A 16,142-nucleotide genomic window follows, 5' to 3' on the forward strand; every position below is an offset into this window, starting at 1 on the left:
GCCCTACGGCGCCTGATGCCCCGCTGCGTTCAGCAGCAGCAACAGGTCACCCACGGTGTAATCGCCCGTAGCCATAGCTTGGAGATCTTGGACAGGCAGGTCGCCGCCGAGATCCTTCACCATTCCGCCCAGAGCATCGGCGACGCCAGCCTCAAGTCCAGCAGCACCGGCAGCCTGCTGCGCCAAAGCGCCAGCCTGATCTGCCGGCAGGATGCCGATAGCACCTGCCATTGCCAGCAAGGCCGCGACGATCTCCTTGTTTGACATACCGAGGTTGCCGTCGGTAGCCACGACTTCACCCGGCGCGAGCACACCGCCATAGGAACCGTTGAAGCTAGTGAGCTGATTTGGGGTGCCATTAAAGAGGTTCACATCAACTGGGGTGTCCACGCCGGTGACGCTTCCCTCGCCAGTGCGCTGCCAGAAGGCCATCTGCTCCCAGCCGCCGGGGAGGCTGTCCGGGACATCATTCTGGTAGGCCGCGAACCACAGCGGGTAGTGGCTGAATTCGGTGGTGTTGGCCATATCTTGCTGCCAGAAGTAGCGGTAGGTGTACACCATTGGCTTACGACCGGTAAGGCGCTCAGTTTCACCTAGGAAAGTGCGGGTCCATTCCTGAAGTTGCTCCGGCGCGAGGCCATCAGTTTGCTCCAGATCCATCACTGGAGGCAGGTCTTGCGGATGCGCCTTGTACGCGGCCGCAAATTCTGCGGCCTGCGCTACGGGATCGGTGCCGGGGCGAGCGTAGTGATAGGCACCGACAGTCAGACCGTTGTCCTTGGCCTGCTGGATGTCTTGAGCGTACTGCGGGTTCTGGTACCCAATGCCTTCGGTGGCCTTCACGAACGCGAAGTCCTGGGAATTGTTTACGGTAGCCCAGTCAATATTGCCTTGCCAGCTGGCCACGTCGATGCCGGATGGCGCATCGTGCCCAGCGGCGACCGCCACAGGGGTAAGCAAAGTGGCGGAAAGGAGCAGGGGAAGGAGGACCTGTCGTGTCCGTCGGAAAATATGCATGACACCAAACGTACACAACTTTCACACAAGTCACATCAGCAACACGTAAGAATTATCAATCTTGTTCAATCTCACACACTTGACATACAACCAAATAAACAAGGGATAGATCACCATCGTCAGAACGCCATACTGCACAAAAGCCAACTCTTCCGATACCGGCATCACATTCCACAAGAAGTGCAGCAGCATCGCGGCCCCAATCCACCACAACTTGGACAGAGACTTCCGCTGGAACATGGCTTGCCCGATGCCCCAGCCAGCAATCGCGGTCAGCGCCACGTGGAGCCCCGGACCTGCGACAGCTCGCATCCCCCACATCGCAAGGACTCCAGCGAAATCACTATTGGCGTCGAGAAGCGCGCCCATCGCCCCATAGCTAAGGTTCTCATTAACCTCAAAGCCCAGCCCGACCAAACCGCCGGTGACAAAGCCGTGCCACGGCCGATTCAGACGACGGGAGCAATACAGGATCAGCAGCACGCCAGCAGCTTTGGCGATCTCCTCTGGATACGCCCCACCAAAGGACGCGGCGAGCACCTCCCAACCCAGTTTGTCGGTGATCTCCAACCACGCAGTCGAAGGCAGCGCGACCAGCGCCAACGACACCCCCGCACCCCAGGCCAGGCAGCTCAAGACGTACAGCCCGCCTGCCGACGGCCACAACGGCCCCGCCCGAAACAGCAATACGCCGGCAACCAGGTACACCGCCGCGAAAAGCAGCCCCAACCCGAGCCCAATTGGAGATAGCACACCACCAAGTCCAGTTATGAGGACGGCGATCGGAATGCCGAACACCAGCACTAACCAGTACATTCCCGAGCGATTCATGCCGCCACACCTAGCTCTTCCAGCTCAGGCAACTCGCCTTCGCCACCACGAAAGGCATCCAGGATCAGCGCCGAATACGGTCGCTGTTCTGCACCGCTCACCACTGCGACCATCATCAGCCCTTCATGTTCACCCGTACCAACGGTGGCAACGCCTATCGCATCATCGGTCTCATAGAGCAGGTGCTCTCCATCCCGAACCAGCTCGCCCTCACCTGGTGGGAAGAGCAGGGCGGCGCGCATGCCCCGCTTGAGAGTGTTCTCCGGATCCTCGCTGCCTTCCATCACAATGGAATACACACTTGCACCGTCACAAGACCACGATTCCATCAGTAGTTCATCGCCCTCTTCACAAGTCAAGGGGCCACCGTCGGGCCAGTTGATGGGAATCTCCCACTGGGTCATCGGCGAGCTCAACACGAGTGGACTGCGATCACTATCGAGCTCTGGAACCGCCAGGCTGATCAGTGAAGGTGCGAGCAGCAGTGTCGCCACAATTCCGGTGATTTTCCACACCGGTAGCCGGGGTTTGAGTCGATAGTTGGGCATAGTGCCTAGGATAGTGCGTTATGGACAACCTCTATGAAGCAGTAAATGGCGACTGGCTGGCCACCCACGTGATTCCCGATGACCGCGCCGTCGATGGCACCTTCCACAAGTTGCGTGACGACGCCGAGGCTGCGGTGCATGAACTGGTGCAGGAGCATCCGCTCTACCGCGGGTTCATGGACGTAGGCACCCTCAACGCTCTCAGCACAGGCCCCCTCGGCCCCGACTTGTCCTTACTGACGCTGCCCGCCACTGAAGCGCTGGGCAAGCTCTCCCGCACCGGAGTCTCTTCCCCCATCGAAGCCTTTGTAGCAAAGGACTCTGCGTCCGAGGAAGCATTGGTTTACCTCGTACAAGGCGGCCTCGGGCTACCAGATGAGGCTTACTACCGCGAGCATCCAGAGATCCTGGCTGGCTATGAACAGCACGTGGCACGGATGCTGGAATTCCTTGGAAAATCGGATCTGACTCCCGCCGTCATCGAGCTGGAGAAGAAGCTTGCCGCCGCGCATTGGGATGTCGTTGCGGCCCGCGACGCCCAGAAGACTTTCAACCCGATGCCGTTTTCCGACCTACCTGTCAACGTCCAGGAGGTGCTCCGCGCCGCTGGGGTGCCTGAGCATCGGGTGATCAACATGATGCCGTCCTTCTTCACCGCCCTGGATGCCTTGTTGGAGTCCGAGGACTGGACCCCGTGGCTTACCTGGCACGTTCTCTCCGCCCGCGCCCCTTATCTCACCGAAGAGATTTCGCGCGCGAACTGGGAGTTTTATGGACGTACGCTCACTGGCGCCACCGAGCAGCGCGACCGCTGGAAGCGCGCCGTCGGGTTGGTTGAATCCATGGTGGGTGAAGAAATCGGCAAGGCCTACGTGGACAAGCACTTCCCCCCTGCCCATAAGGAAGAGATGGAGCGGCTGGTCGGTCGGCTACTCAAGGCTTATGAGTCCCGTATTTCGCAGCTGGAATGGATGACCCCGGAGACTCGGAAGCGCGCCCTGGAAAAGCTAGCCAAGTTCAAAGCCAAGATCGGCTACCCGAACAACTGGCGTTCTTTTGATGGCCTCGAATTCGGCTCGGACTTGTTGGAGAATGTTCGTCGCGCTGCCGCCTTCAACCATGACTACGAGTTGGCCAAGATCGGCAAGCCGGCGGACCGGGACGAATGGGTCACCACCCCGCAAACCGTCAACGCCTTTTACAACCCAGTGGTCAATGACATCACCTTCCCAGCAGCTATCCTGCAGCCCCCGTTCTTCGACCCAGCTGCCTCGGATGCAGCGAACTTCGGAGCGATCGGCGCCGTCATCGGCCATGAAATCGGGCACGGTTTCGACGACCAAGGTTCGCATTACGACGGCGACGGCAACCTGAACTCCTGGTGGACCGAGGCTGATCGTACTGCTTTCACCAAGCTGACCGCACAATTGGTTGAGCAGTTCGACGGCCTCATCCCAAGCGTCTTGGCAGGCAAAGCGGGCATCCATGGAGTCAACGGTGAGTTCACCTTGGGTGAAAATATCGGCGACCTTGGTGGCTTAGGCATCGCCGTGACGGCTTTCCTCCAGTCTGGCTCTCAGGAAGAACTCCCCGAGCTCTTCCTGTCATGGGCGCGGATCTGGCGCACCGCTATCCGTCCTGAAATGGCTGAGCAATACCTTGCCATCGATCCACACTCCCCAGCCGAGTTCCGCTGCAACGTCATCGCCGCGAATATCGACGAATTCTATGAAGCGTTCGAAGTCGGAGACATGGCAATTTCCGCAGAGCAACGCGTGCGGATCTGGTAGTTTACGCAGCTAAACTAGTCCTCTGTTGCGTCCGCGACGGAGGACTAGTTCAACGGTCATTAGCGAAAGAGCAGCGCTACCGCCGTTAGTAATCCGCTCAGCAGTAGCCCTTTTCCGTAATAGTCAATTAGTTCCATTGGAACACTTATCCCCATGCCGTTCTCCATGAAAGTTAAGGTCACCACGCGTCGCGGTTGACCGCGCTTGTAGGATCCATAGCCAATCGAGGCGACTATTCCAAGCAGCCACACTAACGGCAGTTGCCACAACAGGTACGCCACTGTGCCTCCAAGCAGCGCGTGACATCCAAGAACGATGAACCCTGCTGTCGTGCTGTCCGTTAGTTTGCTGGTATCCGCACAGCGATAGACACCAGCGCCGAGAATGGTCCACGCACAAACAAAAACAATGGCACAACTAGGACCAAGAGGCGTTGTGAGCACCACAGCGGTTGCTATCTGGATCAGCGCGATGAGCAGCAGATACGACCTTCTCATAAGACGTCGCAACGTTAAAGAGGGGAGCTTTATCGATCTCCACCGGATCCACATCTCAGCGAAGGCATCGGAGGCGAGTTGATTGTCTTGCACGTGAAAAGCTGCCAATCCAACGAGCCGGGTGCGCCCGGCTGCGAGAAGGACTGGGAGACTCGCGGGCTTGATCATGGCGAATACGACGCGTAGCGCAACAGCACCACAAGCACCTAGCACTGGGTGCCCAACCGCGACTCCAGTAACAACACCAAAAACTAACTGTCCACAAAGCTGGACTACTGAGTCCACATCAAAGCTGCGCCTACCGCCACGTGGCCGCTCGTGGTAAACCCAACGAAGCTCTGACAGCGCACGCAATGGCATGATCCGCTCTAGAAGCCATGCGAGTAGGGAGTTTGCTAAGACCGCCGATACAAGAACGATCGGCGACGAGGCCACTCCCGCTAGATCGGACTTAGCAGCTAACCACTGAACGCCGTTCCACAGAAACCCTAGGCACACGCCTGCAATTACTATTGGGTACAGAAAACCCGATATGCGTTCGAAAATGCTCATCTGAGATCTACTATTTCGTCACAGGCAGCCTGAACTAGTGCTGAATGAGAAGCAACTACGACGATGCGGGTGTCCGCTAGTGTCTTAAGCTCATCACATAGAAACGCTATCCAGTCGGGATCGAGGTGCCGCTCTGGTTCATCGATGAGGATTACCCCAGCAGGCACCCTAAGTTGCGCAGCCAGGAATACACGCTGCCGTTGCCCGCTGGATAACCACGCAGGCGGAAGCTCAAGAAGGGGTTCCAAGTCCCAACTCGCAACGAGTGCTTCCGAAGATTCACCCAGCAGCTCCAAATGCTCAGCAACGGTCATATCGGGATAAAAGACCGGATCTCCCACCCGGAGCACAATGCCATCCCCCTGATAGCTGACGGTACCCTCGATCGGCTCAAGCTCGTTGGCCATGGTTTGCAACAGAGTGGATTTCCCAACTCCATTGGGTCCACGCAGCCCATACATCCGGCCAGGACAAAATTCCTTATCTAAGGATCCGATGGGCAGTTTATGTCCATAACTACAGGCAACGTGAAGCATGGCACCATGATACACATTGATATCCACTAACTTACCGAGTAACTTACTTGGTAAGGAGGTAGTAGCGAATGTCCATCAAATATGCACTATTGAGCCTCCTCGACGAGCAACCGCAAGGATCTGCCCAGCTGCAGGCCACTTTTCATGAGCGCACGAATCACACCTGGCCACTCAATATCGGTCAGGTCTACCAAACAGTCAAGCGACTCCAACGCGATAAGTTGATCGAAGTCACTGGCCGCGATGGTAAGGCCGACATTTTCAGCATCACCCCAGCCGGCAATCAAGCATTGCGGGAATGGTGGTCGATGGCCGTCGAAAAGCCCGCCGATGACCGCGATGAACTGGTGATCAAAATGGCGATCGCAAAGGATCGCAGCACGCTAATCAAAACTCAACGCGCTGCGAATATGGCAAAACTTCGTGAATTAACTCGTACCCCGTCCGAAGGCACCGCCGATCTACTGAAACAGCGGCACATTTTTAACCTCGAAGCCGAGGCCCGCTGGCTCGACTACTTAGAGGAGCAAGCATGAAACTGGAAAGCATTACTCAAGAATTCCGTGACGGATCCAACACCCGCACAGTGCTTCGCGATGTCACTCTCGAAGTCAGCCCGGGCGAACTCGTCGCCGTCATGGGGCCGTCGGGAGCCGGCAAAACCACCTTGTTGCGCATCGCGGGGTTGCTCGAAACACCCACTAAAGGGCGCGTGCTTATTGGCGACATCGACTGCTCTACGCTGGACCGCAATCAACGAGCTGATTTACGTCGCGACAGACTCGGATTCGTCTTCCAGGATTACAACCTCATCGATACCCTGACGATTGTCGAAAACGTCGCATTGCCACTTGAACTCGCTGGTCACCGCTCAGCGAGGAAGCAGGCTTTGGCAGAGCTGGAAAAGCTCAGTCTGGGGGAAATAGCTGAGCAGTTCCCCGACGAAGTTTCTGGTGGCGAACGCCAACGTACCGCAATTGCCCGCGCTTTTATCGGGCCACGCTCCGTAATCCTCGCCGACGAACCGACAGGTGCTTTGGACACAGCGAATTCCGATGCTGTGATGCGCCTCATCAGGAACCGCGTCGACGAGGGCTCATCCGGTTTGATGGTCACACACGAACCTCGACTGGCAGCCTACGCCGACCGAACGGTGCGGTTGAAGGACGGTGAACTGCAATGATCCGGCTAGCACGACGTGACATCGTCAAGCATTGGAAACGCTCACTGGTCGCGATACTCCTCTTGGCGATGCCTACGCTCATCCTCACCACGTTCCTATCACTGGTCCACACCGCCGTGTACCTCGAGGAGTATCCGGAAAATGTGTATACCTATGCGAACAACGCTACGCAGCCGCGGGAAGATTTCCACCGGGTATACCGTGGCCAAACCGCTGCTTCTGCCAACGGCGAGTCAGTAAACCAATGGGTCACTGCGCATGACTATGCTGATGCCCCGCCTCCCGGCACGGTGATTATCTCGCGCGGTGTCGCCCGCGCCCTGGGACTATCTGTCGGCGATACCGTCGACATCGGCACTGCCGCGTTGACGGTCTATGACCTGCGCTACCCAGATAACATGGTGGCCAATGTGGCTGACGGCGCCCAATTAGGTCTTGACGATGACGTGTGGTGGGCAACAACTGAACGGGTGGCCGCGGGCGACCCAACGTTTAGTGGCATCTTTGTCGAAGAAGGCCAACCTCTACCGCCCCGCCTTTCCCGCTTCATAGTGGGCTTTTTCGCAAGCGGATTCTCCGCCACAATGCTGCTCTCCCTGTTTGCTCTCATGTCAATCATCGTCGCGGCACTGAGCGCTCCTTTGTTTGTGATGGCACACACTCGTCTACGCCGCATCCAACAACAATTGGACTTCATCGGCGCACGGAAATCCCGCATCGATGCCATACTCCGTTGGGAGGCACTGCTCCTCGGCATAGCCGGCGGCGGATTAGGTCTCTTCGCTTCGGGAGTACTGTCTGCCGCCACCGGGTACTTCTTTATCGATGAAAAGCTTCAATGGGCCTGGGACACAGGACTGATCTTTGTTGTACTCACACTGGCCAGTGCTTTGTCATCCGCACAAATAGCTTTGCGAGGCTCCCAACGAGGCGCCCTGCACACTTGGCAGCGCTGGCTTGGACCAAGCATCCTTGTCTTCGGGTGCTTGGTCCTTCTCGAACCGAGCATTGGCCCGTTTTTAGGAATGCCGGTTGCTTGCCTTGGCGCGGCCCTGTGCGGACCATGGATAATTGGCATTCTTGCTGCGCTGGCCAAACACGTGCCTAGTGTGACCGCAATGTCGATTCGAGACGCTGAACGCAACCACAAGCGGACCTCAGCAGCCATCGCATCGATCACCGCCACATCCATCGCCATCGGAGTCCTCAGCATTGCGCTACCAGGTTTCATGAATCCTAATCAAGGCCTTAGCAATGGAGTGATCGCTAAGGCCAACGTCCCCGTGACATCGCAGGAGAATTTTCTCCCATTACTGACAGCGCTCGAAGAAGACTTCGGGCCTCGAGTCGATATCTACGCAACAGAAGATTACTCGTATGATTCCGGTGGAACTGCTTGGTACCCATTGGGCATTTACGCCTACGACATAGTGGCCGACCCAGCGATTGTAGACATGCTAGTGATCGATCCAGAAAGTCGGAAGGCTGCACGAGAAAAACTGCAGGCAGGCGAGACTATCAAGGCTTCTGAATTGGGAATCGCTGCGCCGGGAAAACTGAGTGCTCGACCAGACTCCGGTGAAAAGAGTAAGTATGTGGCTAGCTTGTTTCCGGATAGCCCTACTACGATTCAACAGCTCAAATTGCATCGACTCAGCCAAACCAGTGGCATGGAAATCGGTGCAGCAAATGAAAACAAGAGCCTGCTCACAGTCACGCTACTAATGGTGGGCCTCGGAGTCCTGTTCATTGTCTCGATCATCGCTATGGTGCTTGTGCTCGCCGCCGCGGAATCTCGCACGGATCGTCGCTGCCTCGATGACATCGGCGCGGGTCCGAAGACAATGCGAAAATACCTTGCTACACAGGCCGCACTTATCACGATTCCGAGCGTTTTCTTGGGTTTCGCATTGACGATTGTCATACTTGCGATATTTCGGGGCTCATTCTGGTTTAGCGGCCCAATGGCACCGTTTTAGAATCACCGAGTCAAATCACTACAGATCGCGCCAGATCAGTTCAGCCACCACGAATTGGTCTCCAGATTCGATCAGAGTGCCGCTGATGTGTCGCGGAGATGGGACGCGGGATGCACGCAGGTATTTTGCGGGGAGGAGTCGGCGCGAAACACGTAGTTCAAAGGAACGTCCTACGCCGTTGACTTTCGCGCTGGCAAGGACGCGCTCTTCGGAGGCATTCTCTATGGCCACGTCAGTGATTTCAGTGGACGGGGTCTGGCCGGTGCCTTGGATGTGCATGGCCTGAGCCTTGCCGTCGCTACGCTCAGCTTCGGTGTCTCCGGCGAGGATGACGCGCACGATCTCCCCTACCGCTACTGGGTCGTGAATCGCCTTAGTAACGTAGCGGGTTCCGAGCGCGCTGTGCTCCATGGTGCCCACCTGCCCGCTAGACAGTGCCTCGCTGCGATAAGTGACGGGCAGCTGGACTAAACGCCCCTCATCATCGTTGCCAATAACAAAGTCGATACCAACTTCGCCCGCTGGGTCTACCAGCCGAAACGCGCCGAGTTCCGTGAATCCTGGCATCCAGGCTTGCAGCATTTCTTCCTTGCTTGGTGTCAAGGTTGCTGGGAGGATTTCTGCTACGCGGCTCATGCGTGCCAGTCTATGCGCTCCAGGTCGAGCAGGAAACCTTTCGCAGATAATCCGCCAAGGTATCCTCCTAGTCCGCTCTTCGCCAAGACCCGATGGCAGGGCACCAGAATTGGCAGTGGGTTTCTCGCACACGCTGTCCCAACGGCTCGGGCCGCCCCGGGACGCCCAAGCTCGGCAGCAAGCTGACCATAGGTTTTAACCTCGCCAAAGCTTATCGACGCCAACGCCCACTGCACCTCCTGCCGGAAGTTCTTCGGTTCCGGGCGATCCAGCGGCACGGTGAATTTTTCTCGCTTGCCCGCCAAGTACTCTTCGATCTCCGCCCGGGCTTGTTGCTCCCAAGTGGTGGGCTCGCAGGTTTCCGCTGTGCAGAAACGAACGTGCTGGATGCCATTGCCGGAGGAAATGAGGGTTAGCGGGCCGATGGCGGAGACGAAGGAGAGCATATACTCAGTGTATGGAAGATTTTGTGGTTGGTGGCCAGGATCGCAAGCTCAGTGACCAGGAACAGTTCGAGCAAATCGACTGGTATTTCCAGGCGCATTACCCTGTGAAAGATCTCGAAGATTGGCTGGCCCGTCTTCCCGATCGCCTCACCCATGCTGCAATGATGCAGCTGGGCTCCGCCGCGGATCATGAAATGCCCGGCGTGCTCTATTCCGCGGGCATCACCATGTCCGAACATGAGCTGGGCACTGTTTTCACGCCCTCACAGCCCAACACTCGCACGGCGGTGGCTTCCTGGGGTCGCCCTGCAGGCCCGGCTACGGAAAATTACTGGTTCCCGCTTGTCGCCGCAGCAGCGCAACTGTCTGGCACAACCATTCTTGCTACGAATCAAGTAGCAGCAGCGAAGTCCTTTTCGGACACTGCTTGGGGGCTATCCGAAGGGTGCCCAGCTGTAGAAGACGCCGGGTTCGATAACTACCTGCTTACCCGACCGAACGGCGACTGGATTCAGACCCCAGCCGCTGCCCGCGCAGAGATCCAAGCAGTGGCCGAGTTCTTGCGGGGAAACTAGCAAGCAACTTCGAATTCCGCCTCGGTGATGGACTGGAGCTCCGCCAGGCTTACGCCGTCGGCAAGCTCGAGGAGCGTCAAGCCCTTGTTCGCGTCCACAGCGAACACCGCATGGCTGGTGACGATCATGTCCACGCACTTCGCGCCGGTCAGCGGCAGGGTGCAGCTCTTGAGGATTTTCGACTGCCCCTTCTTGGTCACATGATCTGTCATCACGATGATCGTGCCTGCGCCGTGTACTAGGTCCATGGCCCCACCCATTCCTTTGACAAGTTTGCCGGGCACCATCCAGTTAGCTAGGTCACCGAATTGGGAGACTTCCATAGCGCCCAGCACTGCAACGTCGATGGACTTGGAACGGATCATCGCGAAGGAATCCGACGACGAGAAGAAGGAGGCGCCGGTGGTAGCGGTGATGGTCTCTTTACCGGCGTTAATCAGCTCTGGGTCCACGGCCTCATCTGTCGGGTAGGGACCAACACCGAGGATGCCATTTTCGGAGTGGAGCACCACATCTAGCCCCTCCGGTAGGTAACCGGGTACGAGAGTCGGCATGCCGATGCCCAGGTTGACGTACTGCCCGTTCCGCAGCTCCTTGGCCACGCGAGCCGCCATCTGGTTACGATCCCAAGCCATTACTTGCTCACCGTCCTATTCTCGATTCCGGTCTCTTGTGGGCCAACATGCACAACCTTTTGCACGTAAATTCCAGGTAGATCCACCTCATCGGGGTCCAGCGTCTCTACGAGTTCCTCTACCTGGGCGATGGTGATCTTTCCGGACATCGCTGCGTCTGGATTGAAATTCTGCGCGGTCTTATAGAAGGACAGGTTGCCGAATTTGTCACCCCGCTTGGCATGCACGAGCGCGAAGTCCGCCCGGATACCCTCTTCCATCACATACAGTTCGCCGTTAAATTCGCGTGTCTCTTTAGGCTGGGACACCTCTGCCACGCTGCCATCCGAGTTGTAGCGCACCGGCAATCCTCCCTCAGCGACCTGCGTGCCAACTCCAGCAGTGGTGTAGAACGCCGGAATTCCAGCCCCGCCTGCGCGCATCCGTTCCGCCAAGGTGCCCTGCGGCGTGAACTCCACGGAGATTTCGCCAGCTAGGTACTGGCGAGCGTATTCCTTATTAGCGCCAATATATGAGCCGATAGTCCGGGAAATCCGTCCATGTTCGAGTAGTTTTCCGAGGCCGTGCCCATCGGTACCACAGTTGTTGGAGATGATCGTAAGGTTCGTAGACCCAACTTCACGGAGCGCGTCAATAAGGATGGCAGGTATCCCTACCAGCCCAAACCCGCCCACTGCTATCGATGCCCCGTCAGGGATTTCCACTACCGCATCACTTGCTGATGAATATGTCTTGTCAATCATAATCCGCAGTGTACACTGATGTTCATATATTGCACACTAGTTCACACTGCGAACATCAGCGGTCTTAAGGAGATCCAGTGAACCCCAAACCTGCTCCCGAGAGCAGCCCCGACACCACCACAGTTCAATCTTTGGCTCGTGGTCTCGCCGTCATTCGTTCCTTTAACGGCGAGCGCCCAAAACAAACCCTCAGCGAAGTAGCCGAGGTCACCGGATTAGCCCGTGCTACCGCCCGACGCTTCCTCCACACCCTGGTTTCCCTCGAGTACGGAGGAACGGATGGCACGGCGTTTTGGCTCACCCCGCGAGTATTAGAACTGGGATTCTCTTATCTCTCTGGGCTCGAACTACCCACAATCGCACAACCCCGACTCGAACAGCTCTCCCGCACTCTGGGCGAATCTAGCTCCCTGTCTGTTCTCGACGGTGCCGACGTGGTCTACGTCAACCGCGTTCCGGTGCGCAAGATCATGACGGTGTCGATCACCATCGGCACCCGCTTCCCAGCCTTTGCTACCTCCATGGGGCGCGTCCTGCTCGCTGCTCTCCCAGAGGATCAACTAAATAAATTCCTCGCGGTCGCCGATTTCGACGCCCTCACTTCCCGCACCAAAACCAGCCCCGCGGACATTAAGGCAGAACTGGCGCTGGTGAAAGACCAGGGATTCGCCATCGTGGATCAAGAGTTAGAACCTGGGCTGCGCTCCGTCGCTGCACCCATCTATTCCCCTACCGGGGATGTCATTGCCGCGATCAACATCTCTACCCAGAGTGCGCTTCGCGACGCCGGGGAGCTCACCCACCAGGTCATCCCCGAGCTCCTCAACACCGCCCGCGCCATCTCTGCCGACCTGAAAACCGCATCACCTTAAAATCTAGAAAGGCCAGCTCCGTTGAATTCCACTCCCAGCGACATTGTCATCGTCAGCCCACTGCGCACCCCAGTTGGCCGTTACGGTGGTCAATTTTCCCAGGTCAACGTCCAAGACCTCGCCGTTCCCGTTGTTCAGGAGATCCTGAAGCGAACCGGCCTAGACGCCAAGCATATCGACGACGTCATCCTCGGCCAGGCCTCTCCCAATGGTGCAGCTCCTGCCTTAGGACGCATCGTTGCTCTGGATGCCGGGCTTGGAACCTCAGTTCCTGGCATGCAGTTGGATCGGCGCTGCGGTTCGGGGCTGCAGGCCATCGCAACCGCAGCTGCCCATATTGCTGCTGGCGCCGCTGACCTCATCATCGCTGGTGGCGCGGAATCCATGTCCCGCACTGAATACACAGTAGATGGGGACGTGCGTTGGGGCACCAAGGGCGGTTCCATGGAGTTCAAGGACCGATTAGCAGAAGCTCGCGTGACCGCTGGCGGCAAAAATCATCCCGTCCCAGGCGGCATGATCGAAACCGCAGAAAACCTCCAGCGTGAGTACTCCATTGAACGCCAGGCCCAGGATGCCATGGCGGCCACCTCACATGAGCGCGCCGTTCAAGCACAAGAGTCGGGGGTTTTCGCCGAAGAAATCGTCCCCATCTCTGTCCCCGGTCGAAAGCGTCAGGATCCACCGCAGCAGCTCAGTACCGACGAACACCCGCGCCCCGGCACCACCAGCGAAAAGCTAGCCAAGCTCGGAGCAATCCTGCCGGACGGCACCGTGACTGCCGGTAACGCCTCTGGTCAAAACGACGGCGCTGCCGCGATGATCGTTTGTACCCGCGACCGCGCAGCCGAACTGGGGCTCAACCCAGTTGCACGACTGGCGGGGTGGGCAGTGGCAGGAGTTCCTCCGGAGACCATGGGCATCGGCCCAGTACCAGCAACGAAGAAGGTACTTGAGCGCTTGAACCTGACCTTGGCTGACATGGATGTCATCGAGCTCAATGAGGCCTTCGCCGCGCAGGCCCTAGCGGTGCTCGCAGAGCTCGAGCTATCCCCCTCGGATCCACGGCTTAACCCGCACGGATCGGGCATCTCTCTCGGCCATCCGGTGGGGGCGACCGGAGCCCGGATGGTCGTGACACTGGCGCATGAGCTGCAACGGCGCCAAGGCCGCTACGGCCTGGCCACAATGTGCATCGGTGGTGGACAGGGCCTAGCGGCTGTCTTCGAAGCGGAATACAACTAAGAGTTAAGGAGAACAAATGGCAATTCTGCACGTACAAGAATTCGGCACCGGCGGCACCCCACTGGTCTTTCTCGGCTCTTTGGGCTCGGATACCGCAATGTGGCTGCCACAGTTAGACCATTTCAGCGCATCGAGGCGCACCATCGCGCTCGATCACCGCGGTCACGGCTCTTCTCCTCTCGTGGCCGGCTCTCCCACCGTCGCGGAGCTAGCCGAGGATGTCCAAACGACATTGCGCGCTATCGGCGTCGAGAAATACGACGTAGTCGGCCTTTCTCTGGGAGGCGCCGTCGCACAGTGGCTGGCCCGCTTTGATGACAACGTGGAGCGTGCGGTCTTCATCTGTACAGCCGCAAAGTTTGGCGAGCCAGCTGGCTGGGCGGATCGGGCTGAGACCGTCCGAACCGGCGGGGTGGCTGCACTTTCCGACGCCGTGGTGGATCGCTGGTTCTCCCCGACCTGGTTGCAGCAGCACCCCGCTTCTCGGATGTATTACCGCGCCATGATCGAAAGTACCCCAGCAGAAGGTTACGCCCTGGCCTGTGAGGCACTTGCCAACTGGGACTTCCATGCCGAACTGCCACAAATTGCGGTACCAACGCTCGTTATCGCAGGCACGGAGGACCCCTCCACCGCGCCGGCTGTAGTGCGACAAATCTCTGACGCGATCCCCGGCGCGCACTATGCCGAACTCTCGCCCGCCGCGCACCTGCCAAATCTGGAACAACCGGAACAGGTGAACCGGCTCATCGAAGCCCACCTAGCCAGCTAATCCCGCCCTAAAGGAGTCGCTTCATGGCCCGCATATGGCCGCTGCTTGCCGTCGAGAAGCCGACCTTACCCCGCCCAAGTTGGCAGGAGGTTCGCCGGGATCTTGGTATTCAAGAGATAGGGGTCGGCCTAGTTGCGCTGCTCTTTTCCGCCTCAGGGGCCATCGCGGTGATCTTGCAGGCTGCCTCCGCGGGAAACCTCAGCGGGCAACAGACCGCCTCTTGGATTTTCGGAGCCTTCTTTGGCAACGGCATCCTGACGGTGCTGCTCACCTACCTGTATCGGTCCCCGCAAGCATATTTTTGGACCATCCCGGGCACGGTGTTGGTGGGCGACGCTCTCACGCATTTGAGCTTCGCCGAGGTCATCGGAGCATACTTCGTCACCGGTCTGGTGGTATTCACGCTGGGATGGTCTGGTCTCATCGGGCGCATCATGACGGCGCTCCCGCCCACGATTGTGATGGCGATGGTGGCGGGCATTTTCCTAAGGTTCGGTTTAGATCTGATCGGTGCTGCGCGCAGTGCACCTATCATCGCGCTGCCAATGATTGCCGTATTCGTGGCGCTATCCGCGCTGCCCAAACTAGGGAAATACGCTCCACCTGTTGCGGTGGCCGCGGTCCTCGGCACGCTGTTGGCCCTAGTTACTGGGGAATTCTCGAGCGGGGCGCTTGCTAACGGGATCATCGCCAAGCCGATGCTATTTCGACCCGAGTTCAGCGCAAACTCCTTGATTGAACTGGTGATCCCGCTAGCGATCACCGTAGTGATCGTGCAGAACGGCCAGGGCACTGCAGTGCTCTCGGCGTCGCGACACCACCAAGGCCCTAACCTTTCGGCAGCTGCCAGCGGTATCTGGTCAATCCTGGTGGGCGTGCTGGGCACTTCTCCCACCTGCCTAACCGGTCCGACAAACGCTATTATCTGCAGCGCCCCCGAGCCTAAACGCCACTACACCGCAGCCTTGGTCACCGGTAGTGGCGCTATCCTTATCGGACTGTTGGCACCGGTGATGGTGGGGTTCATGTTGGCCATGCCAGGGGCATTCATCGCTACGCTGGCAGGGGTTGCCATGCTGGTGCCACTCAAGAACGCCTTTGTGGCCACGTTTTCGGGTGCAGCTACCACGGGCGCGCTGGTGTGTTTCCTCGTGACGGTGGCTAACCTCACTTTGTTGGGGATCACCGCCCCATTTTGGGGCTTGCTCTTCGGTTGCGCTACGGCCGCTGCCTTAGACAGGAAGAAGCTCCCCTAGGCAGGTATTTCCTAGGGGAGCGAGCGTGG

The 16,142-nt window shown here is 58.2% G+C and carries 18 protein-coding genes; 9 read left to right on the forward strand and 9 right to left on the reverse strand.

Annotation, left to right across the window (positions count from 1 at the left end):
- Nucleotides 1–3: 3 nt before the first annotated feature.
- The 3 genes from WG915_RS04310 to WG915_RS04320 are packed head-to-tail and all read right to left on the reverse strand — an operon-like array spanning nt 4 to nt 2,396.
- Nucleotides 4–1,017, reverse strand: a complete 1,014-nt coding sequence (locus tag WG915_RS04310; RefSeq protein ID WP_339564140.1) for a glycoside hydrolase family 25 protein — start codon at nt 1,015–1,017, stop codon at nt 4–6.
- Between the two features lie 30 nt (nt 1,018–1,047).
- Nucleotides 1,048–1,848: a PrsW family intramembrane metalloprotease gene (locus WG915_RS04315; protein WP_339564141.1), complete on the reverse strand. Its 801-nt coding sequence runs from the start codon at nt 1,846–1,848 to the stop codon at nt 1,048–1,050.
- Nucleotides 1,845–2,396: a hypothetical protein gene (locus WG915_RS04320; RefSeq protein ID WP_339564142.1), complete on the reverse strand. Its 552-nt coding sequence runs from the start codon at nt 2,394–2,396 to the stop codon at nt 1,845–1,847. Before WG915_RS04320 ends, WG915_RS04315 begins: the two co-directional genes overlap by 4 nt.
- Before the next feature lie 20 nt (nt 2,397–2,416).
- On the opposite strand from WG915_RS04320, the gene WG915_RS04325 reads away from it, so the two are divergent.
- Nucleotides 2,417–4,186, forward strand: a complete 1,770-nt coding sequence (locus WG915_RS04325; RefSeq protein WP_339564143.1) for a M13 family metallopeptidase — start codon at nt 2,417–2,419, stop codon at nt 4,184–4,186.
- 59 nt (nt 4,187–4,245) lie between these two features.
- On the opposite strand, the gene WG915_RS04330 is transcribed toward WG915_RS04325, so the two are convergent.
- Together WG915_RS04330 and WG915_RS04335 are read right to left on the reverse strand one after the other, a co-directional pair.
- Nucleotides 4,246–5,235, reverse strand: coding sequence for a hypothetical protein (locus WG915_RS04330; protein ID WP_339564144.1), 990 nt, complete (start codon nt 5,233–5,235; stop codon nt 4,246–4,248).
- Nucleotides 5,232–5,771: an ABC transporter ATP-binding protein gene (locus WG915_RS04335; RefSeq protein ID WP_339564145.1), complete on the reverse strand. Its 540-nt coding sequence runs from the start codon at nt 5,769–5,771 to the stop codon at nt 5,232–5,234. The genes WG915_RS04330 and WG915_RS04335 overlap by 4 nt, the downstream gene beginning before the upstream one ends.
- 68 nt (nt 5,772–5,839) lie before the next feature.
- Between WG915_RS04335 and WG915_RS04340 the strand changes: the two genes are divergently transcribed.
- The 3 genes from WG915_RS04340 to WG915_RS04350 are packed head-to-tail and all read left to right on the forward strand — an operon-like array spanning nt 5,840 to nt 8,933.
- Nucleotides 5,840–6,307 (forward strand): PadR family transcriptional regulator, encoded by a 468-nt coding sequence (locus WG915_RS04340; protein ID WP_339564146.1) that lies wholly within the window; start codon nt 5,840–5,842, stop codon nt 6,305–6,307.
- Nucleotides 6,304–6,954 (forward strand): ABC transporter ATP-binding protein, encoded by a 651-nt coding sequence (locus WG915_RS04345; protein WP_339564147.1) that lies wholly within the window; start codon nt 6,304–6,306, stop codon nt 6,952–6,954. Before WG915_RS04340 ends, WG915_RS04345 begins: the two co-directional genes overlap by 4 nt.
- Entirely contained in the window at nt 6,951–8,933 is a 1,983-nt protein-coding gene (locus tag WG915_RS04350) for an FtsX-like permease family protein (protein WP_339564148.1), read from the forward strand. Before WG915_RS04345 ends, WG915_RS04350 begins: the two co-directional genes overlap by 4 nt.
- 18 nt (nt 8,934–8,951) lie before the next feature.
- Here the strand turns inward: WG915_RS04350 and WG915_RS04355 are convergent, their stop codons facing one another.
- Both WG915_RS04355 and WG915_RS04360 read right to left on the reverse strand, forming a co-directional pair.
- Nucleotides 8,952–9,569 (reverse strand): CG0192 family protein, encoded by a 618-nt coding sequence (locus WG915_RS04355; RefSeq protein ID WP_339564149.1) that lies wholly within the window; start codon nt 9,567–9,569, stop codon nt 8,952–8,954.
- Nucleotides 9,566–10,015 carry a methylated-DNA--[protein]-cysteine S-methyltransferase gene (locus WG915_RS04360; RefSeq protein WP_339564150.1) on the reverse strand — a complete coding sequence of 150 codons (450 nt, stop codon included), beginning with the start codon at nt 10,013–10,015 and terminating at the stop codon, nt 9,566–9,568. The genes WG915_RS04355 and WG915_RS04360 overlap by 4 nt, the downstream gene beginning before the upstream one ends.
- A gap of 11 nt (nt 10,016–10,026) precedes the next feature.
- On the opposite strand from WG915_RS04360, the gene WG915_RS04365 reads away from it, so the two are divergent.
- Nucleotides 10,027–10,590 (forward strand): hypothetical protein, encoded by a 564-nt coding sequence (locus WG915_RS04365; protein ID WP_339564151.1) that lies wholly within the window; start codon nt 10,027–10,029, stop codon nt 10,588–10,590.
- Here WG915_RS04365 and WG915_RS04370 read toward each other — a convergent pair.
- Together WG915_RS04370 and WG915_RS04375 are read right to left on the reverse strand one after the other, a co-directional pair.
- The gene (locus WG915_RS04370) at nt 10,587–11,225 is read right to left on the reverse strand and encodes a 3-oxoacid CoA-transferase subunit B (RefSeq protein ID WP_339564152.1); all 639 of its coding nucleotides are present in this window, start codon (nt 11,223–11,225) and stop codon (nt 10,587–10,589) included. The genes WG915_RS04365 and WG915_RS04370 overlap by 4 nt on opposite strands.
- Complete coding sequence (locus tag WG915_RS04375; RefSeq protein ID WP_339564153.1) at nt 11,225–11,968, reverse strand: CoA transferase subunit A; 744 nt, start codon at nt 11,966–11,968, stop codon at nt 11,225–11,227. Before WG915_RS04375 ends, WG915_RS04370 begins: the two co-directional genes overlap by 1 nt.
- Nucleotides 11,969–12,045: 77 nt before the next feature.
- Between WG915_RS04375 and WG915_RS04380 the strand changes: the two genes are divergently transcribed.
- Genes WG915_RS04380 through WG915_RS04395 form a run of 4 tightly spaced genes read left to right on the forward strand, consistent with a single transcriptional unit; the run spans nt 12,046 to nt 16,113 of the window.
- A complete protein-coding gene (locus WG915_RS04380; protein WP_339564154.1) occupies nt 12,046–12,840 on the forward strand; it encodes an IclR family transcriptional regulator domain-containing protein in 795 nt (264 codons plus the stop codon).
- Nucleotides 12,841–12,861: 21 nt separating this feature from the next.
- On the forward strand, nt 12,862–14,085 hold the full coding sequence (locus WG915_RS04385) for an acetyl-CoA C-acetyltransferase (RefSeq protein ID WP_339564155.1): 1,224 nt from the start codon (nt 12,862–12,864) through the stop codon (nt 14,083–14,085).
- A gap of 16 nt (nt 14,086–14,101) precedes the next feature.
- Nucleotides 14,102–14,857: a 3-oxoadipate enol-lactonase gene (pcaD, locus tag WG915_RS04390; RefSeq protein ID WP_339564156.1), complete on the forward strand. Its 756-nt coding sequence runs from the start codon at nt 14,102–14,104 to the stop codon at nt 14,855–14,857.
- Between the two features lie 23 nt (nt 14,858–14,880).
- Nucleotides 14,881–16,113 (forward strand): benzoate/H(+) symporter BenE family transporter, encoded by a 1,233-nt coding sequence (locus tag WG915_RS04395; protein WP_339564157.1) that lies wholly within the window; start codon nt 14,881–14,883, stop codon nt 16,111–16,113.
- The last annotated feature ends 29 nt before the right edge of the window (nt 16,114–16,142 follow it).

This window comes from Corynebacterium sp. H128 (assembly GCF_037482625.1).
GTDB lineage: Bacteria > Actinomycetota > Actinomycetes > Mycobacteriales > Mycobacteriaceae > Corynebacterium.